The organism is Micromonospora okii (assembly GCF_020884795.1).
Lineage (GTDB): Bacteria > Actinomycetota > Actinomycetes > Mycobacteriales > Micromonosporaceae > Micromonospora > Micromonospora okii.
The window spans coordinates 473,311-491,556 of record NZ_BBZF01000013.1 but is presented as its reverse complement, the minus strand read 5'-3'; the positions used below and the strand labels follow the sequence as shown (position 1 = coordinate 491,556).

The 18,246-nt window shown below is 73.9% G+C and carries 16 protein-coding genes and 1 pseudogene; 8 read left to right on the top strand and 9 right to left on the bottom strand.

Going from position 1 to position 18,246, the window contains the following annotated elements; all coding sequences use genetic code 11:
* The first annotated feature begins 232 nt into the window (after nt 1–232).
* The 6 genes from LPU43_RS05340 to LPU43_RS05315 all read left to right on the top strand — a co-directional run bounded on the left by LPU43_RS05340 (nt 233) and on the right by LPU43_RS05315 (nt 6,660).
* Entirely contained in the window at nt 233–1,837 is a 1,605-nt protein-coding gene (locus tag LPU43_RS05340; RefSeq protein WP_229399082.1) for a protein kinase family protein, read from the top strand.
* Between the two features lie 37 nt (nt 1,838–1,874).
* Entirely contained in the window at nt 1,875–2,672 is a 798-nt protein-coding gene (gene sigM / locus LPU43_RS05335; RefSeq protein ID WP_373321650.1) for an RNA polymerase sigma factor SigM, read from the top strand.
* Entirely contained in the window at nt 2,669–3,688 is a 1,020-nt protein-coding gene (locus tag LPU43_RS05330) for an RsmA family anti-sigma factor (RefSeq protein ID WP_229399079.1), read from the top strand. The genes sigM and LPU43_RS05330 overlap by 4 nt, the downstream gene beginning before the upstream one ends.
* 236 nt (nt 3,689–3,924) lie before the next feature.
* On the top strand, nt 3,925–4,878 hold the full coding sequence (trxB, locus tag LPU43_RS05325; protein WP_229399078.1) for a thioredoxin-disulfide reductase: 954 nt from the start codon (nt 3,925–3,927) through the stop codon (nt 4,876–4,878).
* An 82-nt stretch (nt 4,879–4,960) separates the two neighbouring features.
* Nucleotides 4,961–5,284, top strand: coding sequence for a thioredoxin (gene trxA / locus LPU43_RS05320; protein WP_229399076.1), 324 nt, complete (start codon nt 4,961–4,963; stop codon nt 5,282–5,284).
* A 200-nt stretch (nt 5,285–5,484) separates the two neighbouring features.
* Nucleotides 5,485–6,660, top strand: a complete 1,176-nt coding sequence (locus LPU43_RS05315; protein WP_229399075.1) for an N-acetylmuramoyl-L-alanine amidase — start codon at nt 5,485–5,487, stop codon at nt 6,658–6,660.
* 18 nt (nt 6,661–6,678) lie between these two features.
* On the opposite strand, the gene LPU43_RS05310 is transcribed toward LPU43_RS05315, so the two are convergent.
* On the bottom strand, nt 6,679–7,344 hold the full coding sequence (locus LPU43_RS05310) for a GNAT family N-acetyltransferase (protein WP_229399074.1): 666 nt from the start codon (nt 7,342–7,344) through the stop codon (nt 6,679–6,681).
* 318 nt (nt 7,345–7,662) lie between these two features.
* On the opposite strand from LPU43_RS05310, the gene LPU43_RS05305 reads away from it, so the two are divergent.
* Both LPU43_RS05305 and LPU43_RS05300 read left to right on the top strand, forming a co-directional pair.
* Nucleotides 7,663–8,976, top strand: a complete 1,314-nt coding sequence (locus LPU43_RS05305) for an aminotransferase-like domain-containing protein (protein ID WP_229399073.1) — start codon at nt 7,663–7,665, stop codon at nt 8,974–8,976.
* Between the two features lie 7 nt (nt 8,977–8,983).
* Nucleotides 8,984–9,982, top strand: a complete 999-nt coding sequence (locus tag LPU43_RS05300) for a D-alanine--D-alanine ligase family protein (protein ID WP_229399072.1) — start codon at nt 8,984–8,986, stop codon at nt 9,980–9,982.
* Nucleotides 9,983–10,159: 177 nt separating this feature from the next.
* On the opposite strand, the pseudogene LPU43_RS05295 reads toward LPU43_RS05300, so the two are convergent.
* The 8 genes and pseudogenes from LPU43_RS05295 to rnpA form a co-directional block, all read right to left on the bottom strand.
* Nucleotides 10,160–10,873: pseudogene (locus LPU43_RS05295) on the bottom strand (hypothetical protein); the annotation flags it as partial.
* 1,098 nt (nt 10,874–11,971) lie between these two features.
* Nucleotides 11,972–12,988, bottom strand: a complete 1,017-nt coding sequence (locus tag LPU43_RS05290) for a ParB/RepB/Spo0J family partition protein (RefSeq protein WP_229399071.1) — start codon at nt 12,986–12,988, stop codon at nt 11,972–11,974.
* A gap of 27 nt (nt 12,989–13,015) precedes the next feature.
* Nucleotides 13,016–14,398, bottom strand: a complete 1,383-nt coding sequence (locus LPU43_RS28645; protein ID WP_305073440.1) for a ParA family protein — start codon at nt 14,396–14,398, stop codon at nt 13,016–13,018.
* A 267-nt stretch (nt 14,399–14,665) separates the two neighbouring features.
* Entirely contained in the window at nt 14,666–15,412 is a 747-nt protein-coding gene (gene rsmG, locus LPU43_RS05280) for a 16S rRNA (guanine(527)-N(7))-methyltransferase RsmG (RefSeq protein WP_373321660.1), read from the bottom strand.
* Between the two features lie 316 nt (nt 15,413–15,728).
* Nucleotides 15,729–16,319 carry a Jag family protein gene (locus LPU43_RS05275; protein ID WP_229399070.1) on the bottom strand — a complete coding sequence of 197 codons (591 nt, stop codon included), beginning with the start codon at nt 16,317–16,319 and terminating at the stop codon, nt 15,729–15,731.
* A gap of 221 nt (nt 16,320–16,540) precedes the next feature.
* Entirely contained in the window at nt 16,541–17,521 is a 981-nt protein-coding gene (gene yidC / locus LPU43_RS05270) for a membrane protein insertase YidC (RefSeq protein ID WP_229399069.1), read from the bottom strand.
* A gap of 3 nt (nt 17,522–17,524) precedes the next feature.
* Nucleotides 17,525–17,782, bottom strand: a complete 258-nt coding sequence (gene yidD / locus LPU43_RS05265) for a membrane protein insertion efficiency factor YidD (protein WP_229399330.1) — start codon at nt 17,780–17,782, stop codon at nt 17,525–17,527.
* Between the two features lie 26 nt (nt 17,783–17,808).
* Entirely contained in the window at nt 17,809–18,222 is a 414-nt protein-coding gene (gene rnpA, locus LPU43_RS05260) for a ribonuclease P protein component (protein WP_229399067.1), read from the bottom strand.
* Nucleotides 18,223–18,246: the final 24 nt, after the last annotated feature.

Below are 18,246 nucleotides of genomic sequence, written 5' to 3'. Positions count from 1 at the left end.
CTACGTGCCGTCAACCTCTAGATTGGCTAGTACATGTGCCAGCAACGCGGCCGACAAGGGTCGTAACCGGACGAGTTCGACAAGACCGACAGCCCAGCCGGGTGCGGCGGGAAGATGACATGTCGGGGAGGCCGGCATCCCGGGTAAGGTCGCTCTCGACGGGTACGGCTGATCCCGGCGCTCCGCGTCGACACCGTCGGCCGGTTCCTAGGAAACCAGAGCGGGAAGCCAGATGCCCAGCAGCGCGGGTCCATCGATCGACACGATCACCGAGGGAGGACGGGTGACCCAGGTCGGCGAGGGTCAGGACGCGGAGGAGAGCGCTCCGCCGGTCATGACCTTCGGTGCTCCCACGGCCGGTGAGATCCTCGCCGAGCGGTACGAGCTGGTCGAGCACATCAACAACGACAGCGCGGGGCGGCTGGTCTGGCGTGGGGTCGACGTGGTGCTGCGTCGGCCGGTCGCGGTCGTGCTGCGCTACCCGGGTGGCGACTCCGCCACCGAGATGCTCCAGGCCGCCGTCGCGGCGAGTCGCGTGATCCACCCGAACCTCGTGGGCGTGTACGACGCGATCGACGAGGCCGAGCGGGCGTACGTGGTGCGCGAGTGGGTCGACGGGCAGTCGCTGCGGGAGATGGTCGCCGCCGGTCCCCTCGACCCGGGCCGGACGACCGCCGTCGGCAACGCCGTGGCGAGCGCGCTGGCCGCCGTGCACGCCACCGGCATGATCCACGGCAACCTGCACCCCGGCACGGTGATGATCAGCGACGAGGGCCGGGTCGTCCTGGCCGACGCCCGCACCGACGGCGCCGACAGCCAGGAGAACGACGTCCGGGCCGTCGGCGGCATCCTCTACTTCGCCCTGACCGGGCACTGGCCGCACGCCGAGGCCCCGCTGCACGGCGCGACCGCCGGGCACGGCCGGGCCGCCATCCCGGACGCCGTCCGCGACGCCAGCGGCGCGATCGCCGCACCCCGGCAGGTACGGGCCGGCGTGCCCGCCTACCTCGACGACCTCACGATGGACCTGCTCGACCCCGGGATCGCCCCGCCGCCGTCGGAGGTGCTCGCCGCCGAGCTGGCCCGGCTCGACATCCCGATCGAGGACGACACCTACCTGGAACCCGCCGGGCCGCTGCGGTTCTCCGCCGAGACCGGCGAGGAGCCGTCGCCGCTCGCCTCGGTGGGCGGGCGCAAGGTCGCCATCGGCATCGCGGGCCTGCTGGCGGTCGCCCTGGTCGGCCTGCTCATCGGCATCAGCGTCTTCGGGGGCGACGAGGCCCCGCCGACCGAGCCGGTGGCCCAGCCCTCCAACAGCGCCCCGGCCGGCGGGGCGGCCCCCGCCGCGCCCGCCGTGCGCAAGCTCAACGTCAGCGACGTCCGCATCGTGGACCCGGACAGCAAGCTCCGCGACGAGCTGGGCGGCGCCGAGAAGGTCATCGACGGCGACGACGACAAGGGCTGGGACACCGACACCTACACCCGACCCAACTTCGGCAACCGCAAGAGCGGCATGGGGGTCTGGATCGACCTCGGCGAGGAGCGCACGGTCAAGTCGGTGCAGGTGCGCCTCTCCGCGACGGGGGCGTCCGCCCGGCTCTACTCGGGCACCACCGACGAGGAGCCCACCTCGAAGGGCGACAAGAGGCTGCTCAGCAGCTACGAGAAGGCCCCGATCGGCCAGCCCTTCGAGCAGCACGACGGCACCACCATGACCTTCAACGGCTTCGACGCCGACGCGAAGTACCGCTACCTGCTTTTCTGGATCACCGAGCTGCCCTCGAACGACCGGGGCTACCAGGTCGGCGTCCAGGAGATCACGGTCCAGGGGTCGTGAGCCGCCGGCCGGAGCGTCCCACCGCCCGGGTGTGCTGATGGACGGCCACGGCGGGCGGACGACCGGCGCGCCGGTGGGCGGTCCCGCCCGCCCACCGGCCGGTTCCGCCCCGGGTGCCGGGCCGACCGACGGCGACCTGCTCCGCGCCCACGTCGCCGGTGACCGGGACGCCTTCACCGAGCTGTTCCACCGGCACCGGGACCGGCTCTGGGCGGTGGCCCTGCGGACGCTCGGCGACCGCGAGGACGCGGCCGACGCCCTCCAGGACGCGCTGCTCTCCGCGCACCGCGCGGCGGCCCGGTTCCGGGGCGACTCGGCCGTGACCACCTGGCTGCACCGGATCGTGGTGAACGCCTGCCTCGACCGCATCCGCCGCCGACAGGCGCACCCGACCGTGCCGTTGCCCGACGGGACGCACGGCGGCGACGGCGGCCCGTCGACAGGCGGGGCGGAGCTGGCCGCCCCCGTCCGCGACCACGACACCGCCCTGGTGGTCCGCCAGGCCCTCGCCGAGCTGCCGGCCGAGCAGCGGGCGGCGCTGGTCCTGGTCGACGTGCAGGGCTACCCGGTGGCGGAGGTGGCCCGCATCCTCGGCGTGGCCGAGGGCACGGTCAAGAGCCGCTGCGCCCGGGGCCGGGCCCGCCTCGCCGTGGCGCTCGGGCACCTGCGCACGGGGTTCGTACCCCCTGGGCAGCCGGCCCCGCGCGGCCGTGCCGGCGCCCCCGTGGGCGGCCCGGGCGTGCCGGCCGTCACCGCCGGGAACCCGCAGCCGGCCGAGGGCGTCCGATCGGGGTCGGGACGCTCCCGGCGCGACGCCAACCAGGAGGAATCGTGACTGCCCCCGGGGGGTTCAGGGAGGTCGACCACGACCTGCTCGCCGACTACCTCGGCGGCGCGCTGGACGGCACCCCGGACGAGGCGGTCGTGGCGCGGCTGGTCGCGGAGGACCCGGGCTGGGCCGAGGCCTGCGGCACGCTCGCGCCGGCCCTGGCCCTGGTCGACGACGACCTCGCCGCCTGGGCCGCCCCGGCACCCGAGATGCCGCCCGACGTCGCCGACCGGCTCGCCGCCGCGCTGGCCGGGGCCGGCCCCGGCACGCCCGCCGACGACGACGCCGACGACGACGCCGACGACGCCGCCGCCGACGCCGCCGCGGACGCCGAGCGGATGGGCCAGCCGGGCGGGGCGCGGGGCGTTCGCGTACCGCCCGCCGTGGTGCCCACGCAGCAGACCGGAGGCCGCCGCCGGCCGGCCGCCGGGTCCCCGCCCGCGACCGGCCCCGGCCGGCGTGGGCGACGCTGGGCTCGGCTCGCCGGGCCGGTGGCGCTGGCCACCGCCTCGATGGCCGTCGTCGGGCTGGGGGTCCACCGGTTCGTCGGCGGGACCTCGCGCGGGGACAGCGCCGTCAACGCGCCGCTGAGGGAACGGGCCGGCGGCACGGCGGCCCAGAGCGCCCCGTTCCGCACGATCGGCGCGCCGCAGCGCAGCGGCACCGACTGGACCCCGCAGGCGCTGGCCGGCGACGTGCCACCGCGCCGGGTCGCCGGGACCCCCGGGTCGGCCTGGGCTCCGCCGGAGGCCGACGAGGGCGCCCGGCTTCCCGCCGTCGGCGGCCTCGACCGGCTCACCGGCCCGGACGCCCTGGCCGGCTGCCTCACGGCCGTCAGCGCCGAGCACAGGGCCGGCCCGCTCACCGTGGACCTGGTCGACTACGCCCGCTTCCAGGGCGACCCCGCCCTGGTCGTCCGCTTCCTCGACCCGTCCGGCGCGCGCTGGGCGTGGGTCAGCGGCCCCGAGTGCGGCGTCCCCGGGTCCGGTGCCGATACCCGCTACCGGACGCGGGTAGGGTGAAATCCCGGTCCGCCGGGCGGCGGACGACGCGGGAGGTGCGCGGCGTCGGCCGGCCGGAGCGGACCGGCGGGTGCAGTCCAGCCCCGTGACGTGACCCACCGGTCAGCCGGCTCGGGAATTCCCACTTCGTACGATGACGTTCTGCAAGTCAGCAGTCGGCGCGCGTGCGACGCCGGCACTCCGACCGACCGGCATCGGTGCGCGCCGATGGCGACCACACACATCGGGAGACGGCAGTGGACGAGGTCCGCAACCTGATCATCATCGGCTCCGGGCCGGCCGGTTACACCGCAGCGGTCTACGCCGCGCGCGCCAACCTCAAGCCCCTGGTCATCGAGGGCGTGCAGTCCGGCGGCGCGCTGATGACGACCACCGAGGTGGAGAACTTCCCCGGCTTCGCCGACGGCATCCTCGGCCCCGAGCTGATGGACAACATGCGCAAGCAGGCCGAGCGGTTCGGCGCGGAGTTCCTCACCGACGACGTCACCCGGGTCGAGCTGACCGACACCGGCAGCATCGGCTCCGACGCGGTGAGCACCGTCTGGGTCGGCGAGACCGCGTACCGGGCCAAGGCCGTCATCCTCTCCACCGGCTCGGCCTGGCGCCCGCTGGGCGTGCCGGGCGAGCAGGAGTACCTCGGCCACGGTGTGTCGTCCTGCGCCACCTGTGACGGCTTCTTCTTCCGCAACCAGCACATCGTCGTCGTCGGCGGTGGCGACTCGGCGATGGAGGAGGCCAGCTTCCTCACCCGCTTCGCCGAGTCGGTCACCATCATCCACCGCCGGGACTCGTTCCGCGCCAGCAAGATCATGGCGGAGCGGGCGCTCGGCAACGAGAAGATCAAGGTCGAGTGGAACTCCGTGGTCGAGGAGATCCTCGGCGACGACGGCAAGGTGACCGGCGTCCGCGTCCGCAACGTGCACAGCGGGGAGTCCAAGGTCCTCGACGTCACCGGCGTCTTCGTGGCGATCGGCCACGACCCGCGCAGCGAGCTCTTCCGCGGCCAGGTGGAGCTGGACGACGAGGGGTACGTGAAGGTGCAGGCCCCGAGCACCCGGACCAGCGTCCCGGGCGTCTTCGCCGCCGGCGACGTGGTGGACCACACCTACCGGCAGGCCATCACCGCCGCCGGCACCGGCTGCGCCGCCGCCCTGGACGCCGAGCGCTTCATCGCCACGATCGAGGGCTGAGCGGCCCGACCGGCGGCGACCCGCCGGCGCGAACGCGGTACGACCGAAGAACACAACTGAAGTTTTCCGGAGGAGGGTCATAGTGGGAGCGACAAGGGCGGTCACCGACGCCAGCTTCGCCGCCGACGTGCTGAAGTCCGACAAGCCGGTGCTCGTCGACTTCTGGGCCAAGTGGTGCGCGCCGTGCCGCAAGGTCTCGCCGCTGCTGGAGGAGATCGCCGGCGAGATGGGCGACCAGGTCAGCATCGTCAAGCTCGACATCGACGAGAACCCGGAGACCGCCCGCGCCTACCGGGTGATGTCCGTGCCGACCCTGACCGTCTTCAAGAACGGCGAGCCGGTCCAGTCGGTCGCCGGTGCCAAGCCGAAGAGCGAGCTGGTCAGGCTGATCCAGTCCGCGCTCTGACGCGACGCGTACGCCCGGAACCCCGTACCCCCGTGGGTGCGGGGTTCCGTGTTTCTCGGCCCCGACCTGCCCGGAGACCGCCACCTCGGCGGGCCGGAGCGCATAACCTCAACCCGGGGGGCGGGCAGGCCGCGCCCGGTGGGCACCCGGGCGCTCCCGCGCCGGGGCCGGCGACCGGCGATCGCGCGAAGGGGGCGAGCGTGCGTCCGATCCGACCCGGCGACCGGGGACCGGCGGTGAGCGAGATCCGCGCCGTCCTGACCGGCCTGGAACTCCTCACCCCCGGCACCGACCCGGGCGGCGACGCCGACGCGTTCGACGCCGAGATCGAGCGCGCGGTGCGGGCGTTCCAGCAGTCGCGGGGGCTCAGCGTCGACGGGCGGGTCGGCGAGGAGACCTGGCGCGCCCTCGACGCCGCCCGCTGGCGGCTCGGCGCCCGCACCCTCTACCACGCCGTGCCCGAACCGCTGACCGGCGAGGACGTCCGGTCGCTCCAGGAGCGCCTCCTGGAGATGGGGTACGACGTGGGCCGCGCGGACGCCATCTACGGCGTGCGCACGTCGCGGGCGGTGGCGCAGTTCCAGCGGGAGATGGGGCTCACCCCGGACGGCTCCTGCGGCCCCCACACGATGGGCGCCTTGCGCCGGCTGGGACGGAAGGTGGTGGGCGGCCGGCCGCAGTGGCTCCGCGAGTCCGACGCCATCCGGCAGGCCGGCCCCACCCTCGTCGGGCGGACCGTGGTCGTCGACCCGGGGCACGGCGGCACCGACCCCGGCGTGGTGGTGCCGGACGGCCCGCTGCGCTGGACCGAGGCCGACCTGGTGCACGACCTGGCCAGCCGCCTGGAGGGGCGGCTGGCGGCGGCGGGCGTGCGGGTGCAGCTCACCCGTGGGCCGACGCCGGGGAGCTGCCTGCCGGACGTCGAGCGGGCGGAGCTGGCCAACTCCCTCGGCGCGGACGTGTTCATCTCCCTGCACGCCGACGGGCACGCCAACCCGGAGGCCGACGGGGTGGCGACCTACCACTACGGCACCGACAACGGGGTGACCTCCGCCACCGGCGAGCGGCTGGCCGGGCTGGTGCAGCGGGAGATCGTGGCCCGCACCGGCCTGCGGGACTGCCGTACCCACGCCAAGGCGTGGGACCTGCTGCGGCTGACCCGGATGCCGGCGGTACGGGTGGAGGTGGGCTACCTGACCTCGGTGGCGGACCGGGGGCGACTGGTCGACCCGCGGTTCCGGGACCGGGTGGTGGAGGCGATCGTGGCCGCCGTCCAGCGGATGTACTTCCCGATCGAGCGGGACGTCCCCACCGGCTCGATCGACGTCAGCGAGCTGCGGGCGACGATCGCCGCCGGCCGGGTGGCGGCGGGCTGACCGGGCCGGGGCGGCGCGTCAGCCAGCCGTGGAGCGGGTGGCCGGGGCGGGGCGGACCGGCCGCAGCAGGGTCTCCGGGCTCATCGAGCCGAGCAGCTTCTCCAGGGCGTACTCGACGTCCGACTTCCAGCTCAGCGCGGTGCGCAGCTCCAGCCGCAGCCGGGGGTAGCGGGGGTGCTGCCGGACCGTCTTGAAGCCCACCGACAGGAAGTAGTCGGCGGGAGCCACGCAGCCGCCCGCCGGGTCTCCCTCGTCGCCGAACTTCGCGTCGCCGAACGCCTCGATCGCCTTGATCCCCCGCTTGGTCAGGTCCCGCGCGACGCCCTGCACGAGCATCCGCCCCAGCCCGCCGCCCGCGAACGGGGCGACCACGTGGGCGGTCATCAGCAGCGCCGCGTCGGCGGAGACGGGAGAGGTGGGGAACGCCATGGAGCGCGGCACGTAGGCCGGCGGGGCGTACATGACGAAGCCGGCGGGCATCCCGTCGACGTATGCGAGCTTGCCGCAGGAGCCCCACTCCAGCAGGGTCTGGGAGACCCAGGCCTCCTTCTCCAGCCCCGGGTCGCCCGCGGCGCAGGCCCGGTCGGCGGAAACCGGATCGAGTTCCCAGTAGACGCACTGCCGGCACGGGCGGGGCAGGTCTTCCAGGGTGTCCAGGGTCAAGCTGACCAGCCGTCGCGACATTGACGCATCCCCACAATTAGGCTGGGAGGCGAGCGCAGCGCGGGTCGACGCCGCTGCCTTCGAGGCCCCCGACGAGCGATCGTACGCCGTCCGGCGGCGGCGCGGGAGGGGATGCGCGAATCCCGCTGCGGTCGCCGCACGGGCCGTGCGCTCCACCACCGTCCGTCGGGCCCGGGATGTGGAAGCCCGTCACATCGAGGGGTCGGACGGCGTCGGCACGGACTACCATCGAGAATCCGCGTCCCGTGCCGCCATGGTCTGCGGCGTCCCGGGTATCCCCGGGGCCGGGAGCCGCCGACCCGTGATCGAGGTGATGTCATGACCGGCACGACGCTCGACGACTACACCGACCGGTACGCCCGGCGTGTCCGGGGCATGACCGCCTCGGAGATCCGCGCGCTCTTCGCGGTGGCCAGCCGGCCGGAGGTCGTCTCCCTCGCCGGTGGTGCGCCGTACATCGCCGCCCTGCCGCTGGACGCGGTCGGCGAGATGCTCGGCCGGCTCGGCTCCGAGCACGGGGTCACCACCCTCCAGTACGGCATCGGCCAGGGCACCCTGGAGCTGCGCGAGCGGATCTGCGAGGTGATGGCGCTCTCCGGCATCGACGCGTCCTGCGGCGCGTCGCCCGAGGACGTGGTGGTCACCGTCGGCGGCCAGCAGGCGCTCGACCTGGTGGCGCGGCTCTTCCTCGACCCGGGCGACGTGGTGCTCGCCGAGGGGCCGACCTACGTGGGGGCCCTCGGGGTGTTCCAGGCCGCCCAGGCGCAGGTCGTGCACGTGCCGATGGACGACGACGGGCTCATCCCGGAGGCCCTGGAGGCGGCCGTCGCCGACCTGGCGCGGGCGGGCCGGCGGGTGAAGTTCCTCTACACCATCCCGACGTACCAGAACCCGGCGGGCGTGACGCTCAGCGAGGAACGGCGCGAGCGGGTGCTCGACATCTGCGAGCGCGCGGGCCTGCTGGTGGTCGAGGACGACCCGTACGGGCAGCTCGGCTTCGAGGGCGAAGCCCCGCGGCCGTTGCGGGCCCGGCGGCGCGACGGGGTCTTCTACCTGAGCACCTTCTCCAAGACCTTCGCTCCCGGGCTGCGGGTGGGCTGGATCCTGGCTCCGCACGCGGTGCGCGACAAGCTGGTCATCGCCAGCGAGGCGCAGATCCTCTGCCCCAGCGGATACGCCCAGGCCGCCGTCGCCACCTACCTCGGCACCATGCCCTGGCGTGAGCAGCTCAAGGTCTACCGCGAGGTCTACCGGGAGCGCCGCGACGCGCTGCTGACCGCGCTGGAGGACCTGATGCCCGCCGGCACCACCTGGACCAGGCCCGCCGGCGGCCTGTTCGTCTGGGCGACGCTCCCCGACGGCCTCGACTCGAAGGCGATGATGCCCCGGGCCATCGCGGCCCGGGTGGCCTACGTGCCGGGCACCGGCTTCTACGCCGACGGGACCGGCACCGGCAACATGCGGCTCAACTTCTCCTTCCCCCCGCCCGAGCGGATCCGGGAGGGCGTACGCCGGCTGGCCGGCGTGATGGAGCAGGACATCGCGATGCGCCGGGTGTTCGGCGCGGTCGGTCGTCCCGGCACGCGGCGCGGGCAGGCCGGCTCCGACGCGCCGGGACCCGACTTGGCATGATTCCGGCATGGCTGCGATCCCTGCCGGGCGAATCACCGTGACCGACCCCGCCACCACCGCCGACCTGCGCGTGCTCGTGCTCGCCGGTGGGCTCTCCTACGAGCGGGACGTCTCGCTGCGGTCCGGCCGCCGCGTGCTCGACGCGCTCCGGGCCGTCGGGGTGGAGGCGGAGCTGCGGGACGCCGACGTGGCCCTGCTGCCGGCGCTGGTCGCCGACCCGCCGGACGCCGTGGTGATCGCCCTGCACGGCGCGACCGGCGAGGACGGCTCGCTGCGCGGTGTGCTCGACCTCTGCGACGTGCCGTACGTCGGCTGCGACGCGCGGTCGTCCCGGCTCGCGTGGGACAAGCCGTCGGCGAAGACGGTGCTCCGCGAGGCCGGCATCCCCACGCCGGACTGGGTGGCGCTGCCGCACGACCGCTTCTCCGAGCTGGGCGCGGTGGCGGTGCTCGACCGGATCGTCGACCGGCTGGGGCTGCCGCTGATGGTGAAGCCCGCGCAGGGCGGCTCCGGGTTGGGCGCCGCCGTGGTCCGGGAGGCCGCGTCGCTGCCGGCCGCGATGGTCGGCTGCTTCGCGTACGACTCGACGGCCCTGGTCGAGCGGTACGTGCCCGGCATGGACGTGGCGGTGTCGGTGGTCGACCTCGGGGAGGGGCCGCAGGCGCTGCCTCCCGTGGAGATCGTCCCCCGCAACGGCGTGTACGACTACGCGGCCCGCTACACCGCCGGCCGCACCACCTGGCACGCTCCCGCCCGCCTGGACCCCGGCGTGGCGGCGACGGTGGCCGACGTGGCCGTGGCCGCGCACACCGCGCTCGGGCTGCGCGACCTCTCCCGGGTCGACCTGATCGTGGACGCGGACGGCCGGCCGCACGTGCTGGAGGTCAACGTGTCGCCGGGGATGACGGAGACGTCGCTCCTGCCGCTCGCCGTCCAGGCCGCCGGCCTGGACTTCGGCCGGGTGCTCGGGTCGTTGGTGACCCGGGCCGCCGCCCGCCGCGCCTGACCCGCTCCGCGCCCCTGCGGCTCAGCCCGTCGTCCCCGTCCCCCGGCGGGCCGCTCCTCCTGCGACTGGTGATCGACTCCGTGTCGGCGACATAGCGGCTTCCCGCTTGCCGGGATACCGCCAGATCGCCGACACGGAGTCGGAGTGTCGCTCGTGGCGAGGTCAGCCGCGCTCCGGAGCACCGGCGGCGCGGTCGGGATCCGCGTCGTCCGGCTCCGGGATCTCCTCGGCCGCCTCGATGACCCCGCCGGCGTCTTCCTCCCCCAGGTTGGCGGAGGAACCGGGGGTCTGCGCGCCGATGCTCGACGGCGCCTGCCACTGGATGCGCGGCGGCTCGGCCAGCGGTCGGCCGCCGAACTCGGCCAGCCAGGCGGCCACCATGGCCAGGTTCTCCCGCCACTGCTGCTCGGAGATGGGCGGGAGGATCGAGTCCCACAGCGACAGGAACGTGCCCCGCAACTGGAGCCGCCCGTACGGCCGCGCCAGGAACCACATGTGCAGATGGGCGGAGCCGTCGCCCCACCGGTTCACGTGAACCCGGGCGACGCCGTCCAGGGAGCGGATGGCCTTCTCCAGCCGGACCGTCATCACCCCCAACTCGGCCGCGAGGAGGTTCGGCAGGTCGCCGAGATCGAGGTGGGAGCGGGACTCCAGGATCAGCACCATCGGCAGCCCGGTCGGCCGGTCCATGGCGCGGACCCGCCACCGCTCGCCGACCCAGATGTACGCGTCGTCCGGCGCCGCGCAGGCCGTGCATTCCCGATGCCCCTCGCCCTTGCGGAGGGGTTCCACCGGAACCGGGTCGTCGAGCTGCTTGACCCGCAGGTCGCCTTCGAAGGGGAACGAGGACCAGGAGGTGAAGTCGGGAGGTGAGGCAGGGGTGTCGTGCACGACGCTGACCCTAACCGAGGGAGCGCACCCTGTCCCTAGCCGATTCGTCCTGCACCCGGCCGCCCGGCGTCCACGGGACAGCCGGTGCCCGGGCCCACCGACGTACCCCACGCGGTGCTGTCACCGGCCTCGGCGAGCGCGCTGCGGGCGGGACCGCGAGGCGGCTCCGGAGGGAAGGCCGAGCGGTCATCCACAAGTTATCCACAGGCTGTCGAGGCCGGCGGAGGGTGCCGTCATCCACAGGCTGGCGGCGGGTTTCACGCGGGGTTTCACGTGAAACGGGGTGGGGCTGTGGAAAACTCCTGTGGATAACTTTGGCCCTCACGGCGGGAGTTGTACACAGGGCATCCACAGGGCTCCGCCTCCTCGGTTCCTAACGAGCCGGAGCGACGGGAGTCGCTGCCCCGGCGACCCGAATCCGGCTCTGTCGAACGCGCTCCCGGCGGGCGGGCTGCGGGCGAGCTCTCGCGCGGGATGGCAAAGTGCGGTCCGTTTCACGTGGAACCACGACTGCCCTCTCGCGGAACCACGGACGAGTCTGCGCGTGGAATCATGGATCTTTCCCACGATTCCACCGGCCACCCCGCTGGGCGTGGGCCCCGCGCGCCTCCCGGGCAGGGCCAGGCGAGCTCCCGACGTTTCACGTGGAACGGGAGTCGCCGAAGCTGCGGGCGGCCCGCAGACGCGCATTTGGCGGGCGGAGAGCGCCCCTGCCGCGCCCTGGCGCGGACGCGGTATTCGGACTGGCGGCGGGAAGGGTTTCTCGGATCAGGCGGGCCTGGGCCGGCTCCCGGGTACGCCCGAGCCGGGCGGTTGCCGGAACCAGGGCCGGCCGCGCGGCAACATCCATCCGGCCGGGGTGCGAGCTTCTCCGGTCCGGGTGTGAGCTTCTCCGGTCCGGGTGCGAATTCTCCCGGTGCGGGTGCCGAAACCGTCCGGCAGGATGCGGATTCATCAGGCCGGGCTGCGGGTTCATCCGTCAGGCAGAGTGCGAGCTGAATCCCGACGGGAGGGGACAGCAGGAACAGGGGTCCGGAGACGGTGCTGGCCGCGTCGTCCTCGGCGGGACGGCGCGGCCAGTGGCTCGTGCGTTGGCATCTAGTCCTGGGGTTCTTCCTCACCTACGACCCCGATGATGCCGACGATGCGCTCCAGGTCGTCAACCGTGGCGAACTCGATGGTGATCTTGCCCTTGCTCCGGCCGATGTCCACCTTCACCCGGGTGTCGAAGCGGTCGGAGAGCCGGTCCGCGAGATCGGTGAGGGCGGGAGCGTGCGGCTTGGGGCGGCGCTTCGCGGCCGGGGCCTTGGCCGGGCCGTCCGCCAGGGCCAGCGCGACGATCTCCTCGGTCGACCGGACGGAGAGCCCCTCGGCCACGATGCGCTTCGCGAGCTGCTCCTGGGCCTCCGCCTCGTCCAGGCTCAGCAGTGCCCGGGCGTGGCCGGCCGAGAGCACCCCGGCGGCGACCCGGGACTGCACCTGGGCGGGCAGGTTCAGCAGCCGGATCGTGTTCGAGATCTGCGGCCGGCTGCGGCCGATCCGTCGAGCCAGCTCCTCGTGGGTCGCGCCGAACTCCTCCAGGAGTTGCTGGTACGCCGCGGCCTCTTCGAGCGGGTTGAGGTTGGCCCGGTGGATGTTCTCCAGCAGCGCGTCCCGGAGCATCGCGTCGTCGCGGGTGTCGCGGACGATGGCGGGGATGTTCTCCCGGCCGACCGCCTGGGCCGCCCGCCACCGGCGCTCGCCCATGACGAGTTCGTACTTCTCGCCGTCGAGCGCGCGGACCACGATCGGCTGGAGGAAGCCGACCTCCTGGATGGAGGTCTTCAGCTCCTCCAGGGCCTCCTCGTCGAAGACCTGGCGGGGCTGCTTCGGGTTGGGCACGATCGCGTCGACCGAGATCTCGGCGAACCGGGCGCCGGGTACCGGGCTGAGCTGAGGCTCGGGCGGCGGAGCCGGGGACACCTCGGCGGCCGCCGGGGGCACCACGACGGCCGGGGCGGTGAGCGTCTCGGCGGCGTCGGGCGTCGCCGTCATCGTCTCGACGGGCTGGGCCGGACCGGTGGGGATCAGCGCCCCGAGACCCCGACCCAGACCGCCCCGAGGACGGTTCTTCATACGACGCCTCCCAGCGACTCGTCCGCACTACGCATTCCGGCTCACCGGCTCCTTGATCCCACGCTCGGCGATTTCCTGGGCGGCCTCGAAGTAACTCATGGCCCCCCGTGAACCGGGATCGTAGGTCACCACCGACTGACCGTAGCTAGGTGCCTCGGAGACTCGGACGTTGCGGGGAATGACCGCCTGGAGAACCTTGTCGCCGAAGTGGTTCCGGACGTCCTGCTCCACGGCGTCAGCCAGCCGGGTACGGCGGTCGTACATCGTGAGCAGGATGGTGGAGACGTCGAGCTTCGGGTTGAGGTGCTGGCGGACCAGGTTGATGTTGTTGATGAGCTGGTTCAGCCCCTCCAGCGCGTAGTACTCGCACTGGATCGGGATCAGCACCTCCTGCGCGGCCACCAGCGCGTTGACGGTGAGCAGCCCGAGCGACGGCGGGCAGTCGATGAAGACGTAGTCGAAGTGGCCGGGGTAGGCGTCGATCGCCCGGGAGAGGCGGGACTCGCGGGCCACCACCGACACCAGCTCGATCTCGGCACCCGCAAGATCGATCGTGGCCGGCACGCACCACAGGTTGGGGATGCCCTCGACGCCCTGGGCCACCTCCTCCAGCGGCACGCTGTTGATCAGGCAGTCGTAGACGTCCGGGACTCCCGTGTGGTGCGGGACGCTCAGCCCGGTCGACGCATTGCCCTGCGGGTCGAGGTCGACCACGAGGACCCGGTTGCCGTGCAGGGCGAGCGCCACCGCAAGGTTCACCGTGGTCGTGGTCTTGCCCACGCCGCCCTTCTGGTTGGCGACGCACATCACCCGGGTCCGTTCGGGGCGCGGCATGGTCACCTCGCCACTCGGATTAAGGATCTGCACGGCGCGCATAGCCTCCATAGCCAACGGTGGGTCATCCTCTTCGCGCGTCGGGGTTTCACGTGAAACGTACGCGGCGTCCACCGGGCCGGTCCCGTAGGCCCCGGTCGGCGGCACCGGCGTGTCGGCAGGAACGGCGGCCTCGGTGGCCGCAGCGGGTGCGGCCCGGCGGGGCAGCGCTTCCGCCTCGGCGGCGGGCTCGGCCCGGGTGGGTCGCGCTACGCCGCGGCGGGCCGGGGCGTGACGGCCGACTGTCGAACCGTGGCGGCCGGGGGGCGGGGCATGGCGCCCCGCGGCTGGGCTCTCCGCCCGGCTGGGGCCGCCGTAGACGGTCCCGGAGGCCGTCGCCGCCTCCGGGGTGTCCCCGCGAGCGGACGGGGGCTCATCGCGGCGTACCACGGGATCACAGTCGGGCGGACGCGACGCCGGGTCCCTCGCCTCGCCGGACCAGCGGCGGTGATCGGTTTCACGTGAAACGGGACCGGCGGCGGAGCGTTTGCCGCGACCGCTCACCCGTGGATCGTCGTACCTGCCGTCGTCATGCACCTGTCATCCCTACCCGCTTCGGATGGTCGGTCCGCACCCCGTCGTCGTGGCCACGCTCGTTCGCATCACGCAGCGTACGGCCCGGCGGGAGCGGCCCGGGTCCCCTCGGGGGCCGGATGGTGCCCGCTCCACACTAACGACGCGCGGCCAGCCTACGGCGGACGGGCGCGGCCGGTCCACGCCGAGTTCCCGGCCACCCGGAGCCCGCATCGGTATCAACGACCCGACCTGCGGCGGGAAGCCGGTGGGGGTGGAGGGGAAGTCGGATCAACGACCCCGGCGTCGACCGCCCCGCGCCCGCTTCGCCGCCTTGACGCGCGGCGGATTCACGACCCGCTCCCGAACGATCTCCACCACGGTCGCCGGCGGTTCGATCACGCCGACCCCGCAGCGCCGCACGACCGGCTCGCCCCCGCCCAGTCTCGCGACCGCCTCGGCGTGCTCGGCGATCTCGTCGGCGGCGGACGCGCCCTTCATCGCCACGAGCCGCCCGCCGGGCACCGCCAGCGGCAGGCACCAGCCCGCGAGCCGGTCGAGCGGGGCGACCGCCCGGGCGGTGACGACGTCCCCGCTGAAGGGCCCCACGCCGGTGGAGCCGGTCGCCGCCTCGTCGGCACGGCCCCGGAACACCCGGACGGTCTTCGCCAGACCGAGCCGCTCGACCACCTCGACGAGGAACGAGGTGCGCCGGGCCAGCGGCTCGATCAGCGTGACGGTCAGGTCGGGGCGCGCGATGGCGAGCACCAGCCCGGGCAGCCCGGCCCCCGACCCGACGTCGAGCACCGTCGCGCCCTCCGAAATCCGCTCCGCCACGGCGGCGCAGTTGAGCAGGTGCCGGTCCCAGATCCGGGGCGCCTCCCGGGGCCCGATCAGGCCGCGGACGACGCCGTCGGTGGCGAGCAGCTCCGCGTAGGCGGCGGCGAGGTCGAGCCGGTCGCCGAAGAGGGCACGGGCCGCGCCCGCCAGTTCCGGCGGCAGCGTCGCGTCGCCGGGTTCCGGCCGGGCCTCGGCCACATGGGTGCCAGGGCCCGGAGCGGTGCCGGTGGCGGCCGGCGGGGCGTCGGCGGTGTCGGTGCCAGGGGTCGGAGTGGCAGCGGTGGCGGCCGGCGGGGCGTCGGCGGTGTCGGTGCCAGGGGTCGGAGTGGCAGCGGTGGCGGCCGGCGGGGCGTCGGCGGTGTCGGTGCCAGGGGTCGGAGTGGCAGCGGTGGCGGCCGGCGGGGCGTCGACGGCGGGGGCCGCAGTGGCACCGGGCCGGACAGGCGACGGCCCGGACGGCGTGCCGCCCGGGCCGGACACGGCACCAGCCGTGGCGTCGTCGTGGGTCACCCGATCAGTCCGCCGGGCGAACGACGATGCGCCGGTTGGGCTCGACGCCCTCGGACTCGCTCTCCACGCCGCTCATCGCGTTGACGACGTCGTGGACGCACTTGCGCTCGAACGCGGACATCGGCTCCAGCCGCACCGGCTCGCCGTACTCCTTGACCTTCTCCACGGCGTTCTTGGCGACGGCGGCGAGCTCCTTACGCCGGTTCGCGCGGTACCCGCCGACGTCGAGCAGCAGCCGGCTCGGGGTGCCGGTCTGCCGGAACACCGCCAGCCGGGCCAGCTCCTGAAGCGCTTCCAGGGTGGCACCGCGCTGCCCGACCAGGTTCTGCAACCGGCCACCGACCACCTCGACGACCGGGCGCCCGCCGGCCACCAGCTCGTCGATGTCGCCGTCGTAGTCGAGGATGTCGAGCAGCCCCTCGATGTAGTCCGCCGCGATCTCGCTCTGCCGGAACAGCTCGCTCTCGGCCGGCGCCTTCTTCTCGCGGGGGGCGGCTTCGGCCTCCTCGGCCTCGGTGTCGGTGTCGGTGGCCTCGATCGGCTCGCCCTCCTCGTCCACGGACGGGTCGGCGCTGGGGATGCTGGTCTCGGTCACGGTCTCATCTCCGTACTCGCTCGGCCGGACCGTCGGGTCCGCTGGGTTCCCGGGGCCGGCGGGAGGTCGCCGGTGCCACCGGGCACGTCTGTATGGGCCAGTCTCACCCGTGGCCACGCCGTGCGCGGCCGTTCCGGCCCGGCGCCTGCCCTATGGGGGGCGGCTGCCGGGGCCGACTTCGCCCGCCGCCGGGCCGGGCCGGTGGCGGGCGGATCGGGCGGTCAGCCCTGGCGCTTGGCCGGGCCGCCCTTCTTCGGGTTGACCGGCTTGGCACCCGGCTTCGGGCCGGCGACCTTCGGCGCCGTGGGGGCCTGCTTGGCCGGTGCCGGGGCGGCCTTGCGACCCAACAGGCCGCCGGTCTTGGCGGGCTGGGCCGGCTTCCGGTCGGCGCCGGGGCGGCCGGGGGTGGGCGGCGGCGGGTACTTGCGCAGCACCCACTGCTGCTGGCCGAGGGTGAAGAGGTTGTTGGTGACCCAGTAGATGATCACACCGATCGGGAAGATCGCCCCGGAGATGAGCAGCGACAGCGGGATGCCGTAGAGCATGAGGCGCTGCACCATCCGCTGCTGCGGGTCCTCCGCCCAGCCGGTCTTGAGGATCATCTGGCGGCTGGTGAGGTAGGTGGTGCCCATCATGACCAGGACCAGGATGCCGGCGATCACCTTCACGGTGGTGCCGTTGGCGCCGAGCCGGGCCAGTTCCTCGGCGGTCGAGCCGAACTTGCCGGCGATCGGGGCGGTGAAGAGCGTGGCGCTGGAGGCGCTGTCGAACTGCTCGACCGTCCAGCCGTAGAGGGTCTTGTTCAGCTTCGCCGGGTCGAGGCGGCGCAGCACGTGGAAGAGGCCGAGGAAGACGGGGATCTGGAGGAACATCGGAAGGCAGCCCATGAGCGGGTTGGCCTTTTCCTTCCGGTAGAGCTCCATCATCTCCTTCTGGAGCGTCTCCCGGTCACCCTTGTGCTTCTCCTGGAGCTCCTTCACCTTCGGCTGGAGCGCCTGCATCGCCCGCTGGGACTTGATCTGCTTGACGAAGACGGGGAACAGGACCACCCGGACGGTGACCACCAGGAAGACGATGGCCAGAATCCAGGCCCAGTTCGTCCCGAGCGCAGCGCCGACCGGCACCCCGATGGCATCCCAGGCCGAGTGCCAGGTCAGCAGGATCCACGAGATCGCGTAGTAGATCCAATCCAGACTGAACAATTCTCAGGCTCCAGTCACATCGGCACGGCGGCGACCGCCCGGCTCGGGAACCGGGTCGTGTCCACCTGGGTGGAACGGGTGGCAGCGCAAGAGCCGTCGGACCGTGAGACCGGCACCCCGGATCGCGCCGTGGCCGGCCACCGCCTCCAGGGCGTAGGCGCTGCACGAGGGGTAGAACCGACAACGGGCCGGCAGCGCCGGGCTTATCCAACGACGGTACGCGACGATGGGCGCGGCCAGCACCCGGGCACCCCGGCTCATCGGCCGCGACGCGGCGGAACCGCTGCTCACCGCGACCGCCGCCCCCGGGGGGCGCGGGCTGCGGCGATCGCCGCGTCGAGGTCGGCGGCGAGCCGGGCGTACGACGCCTCGGCCGCGGGCGGCAGCGCGCGTACCACCAGGGTGCTGCCGGGGGGCAGGTCGGCGAGCCGCTCGCGGACCAGGTGCCGGAGCCGACGCCGGACGGTGTTACGGACGACGGCGGGACCGACGGCCTTGGAGACGACGAAGCCGGCGCGGGTCGGTGAGGAGGTCTCCTCCGCACCGGTGGCCCGCGCCGGCTCCGGCGAGGTGTCCGTCGGCCCGGGTGTGGGGGGCAGGGTCAGGTGGACGACGACGGCGCCACGGCCGGCTCGTCGGCCAGCCCGGACCGCTGCGGCGAAGTCGCTGCTGCGCCGCAGTCGTTGCGCGGCGGCCAGCACGACTGCCCACGTCCCCCGGACCGG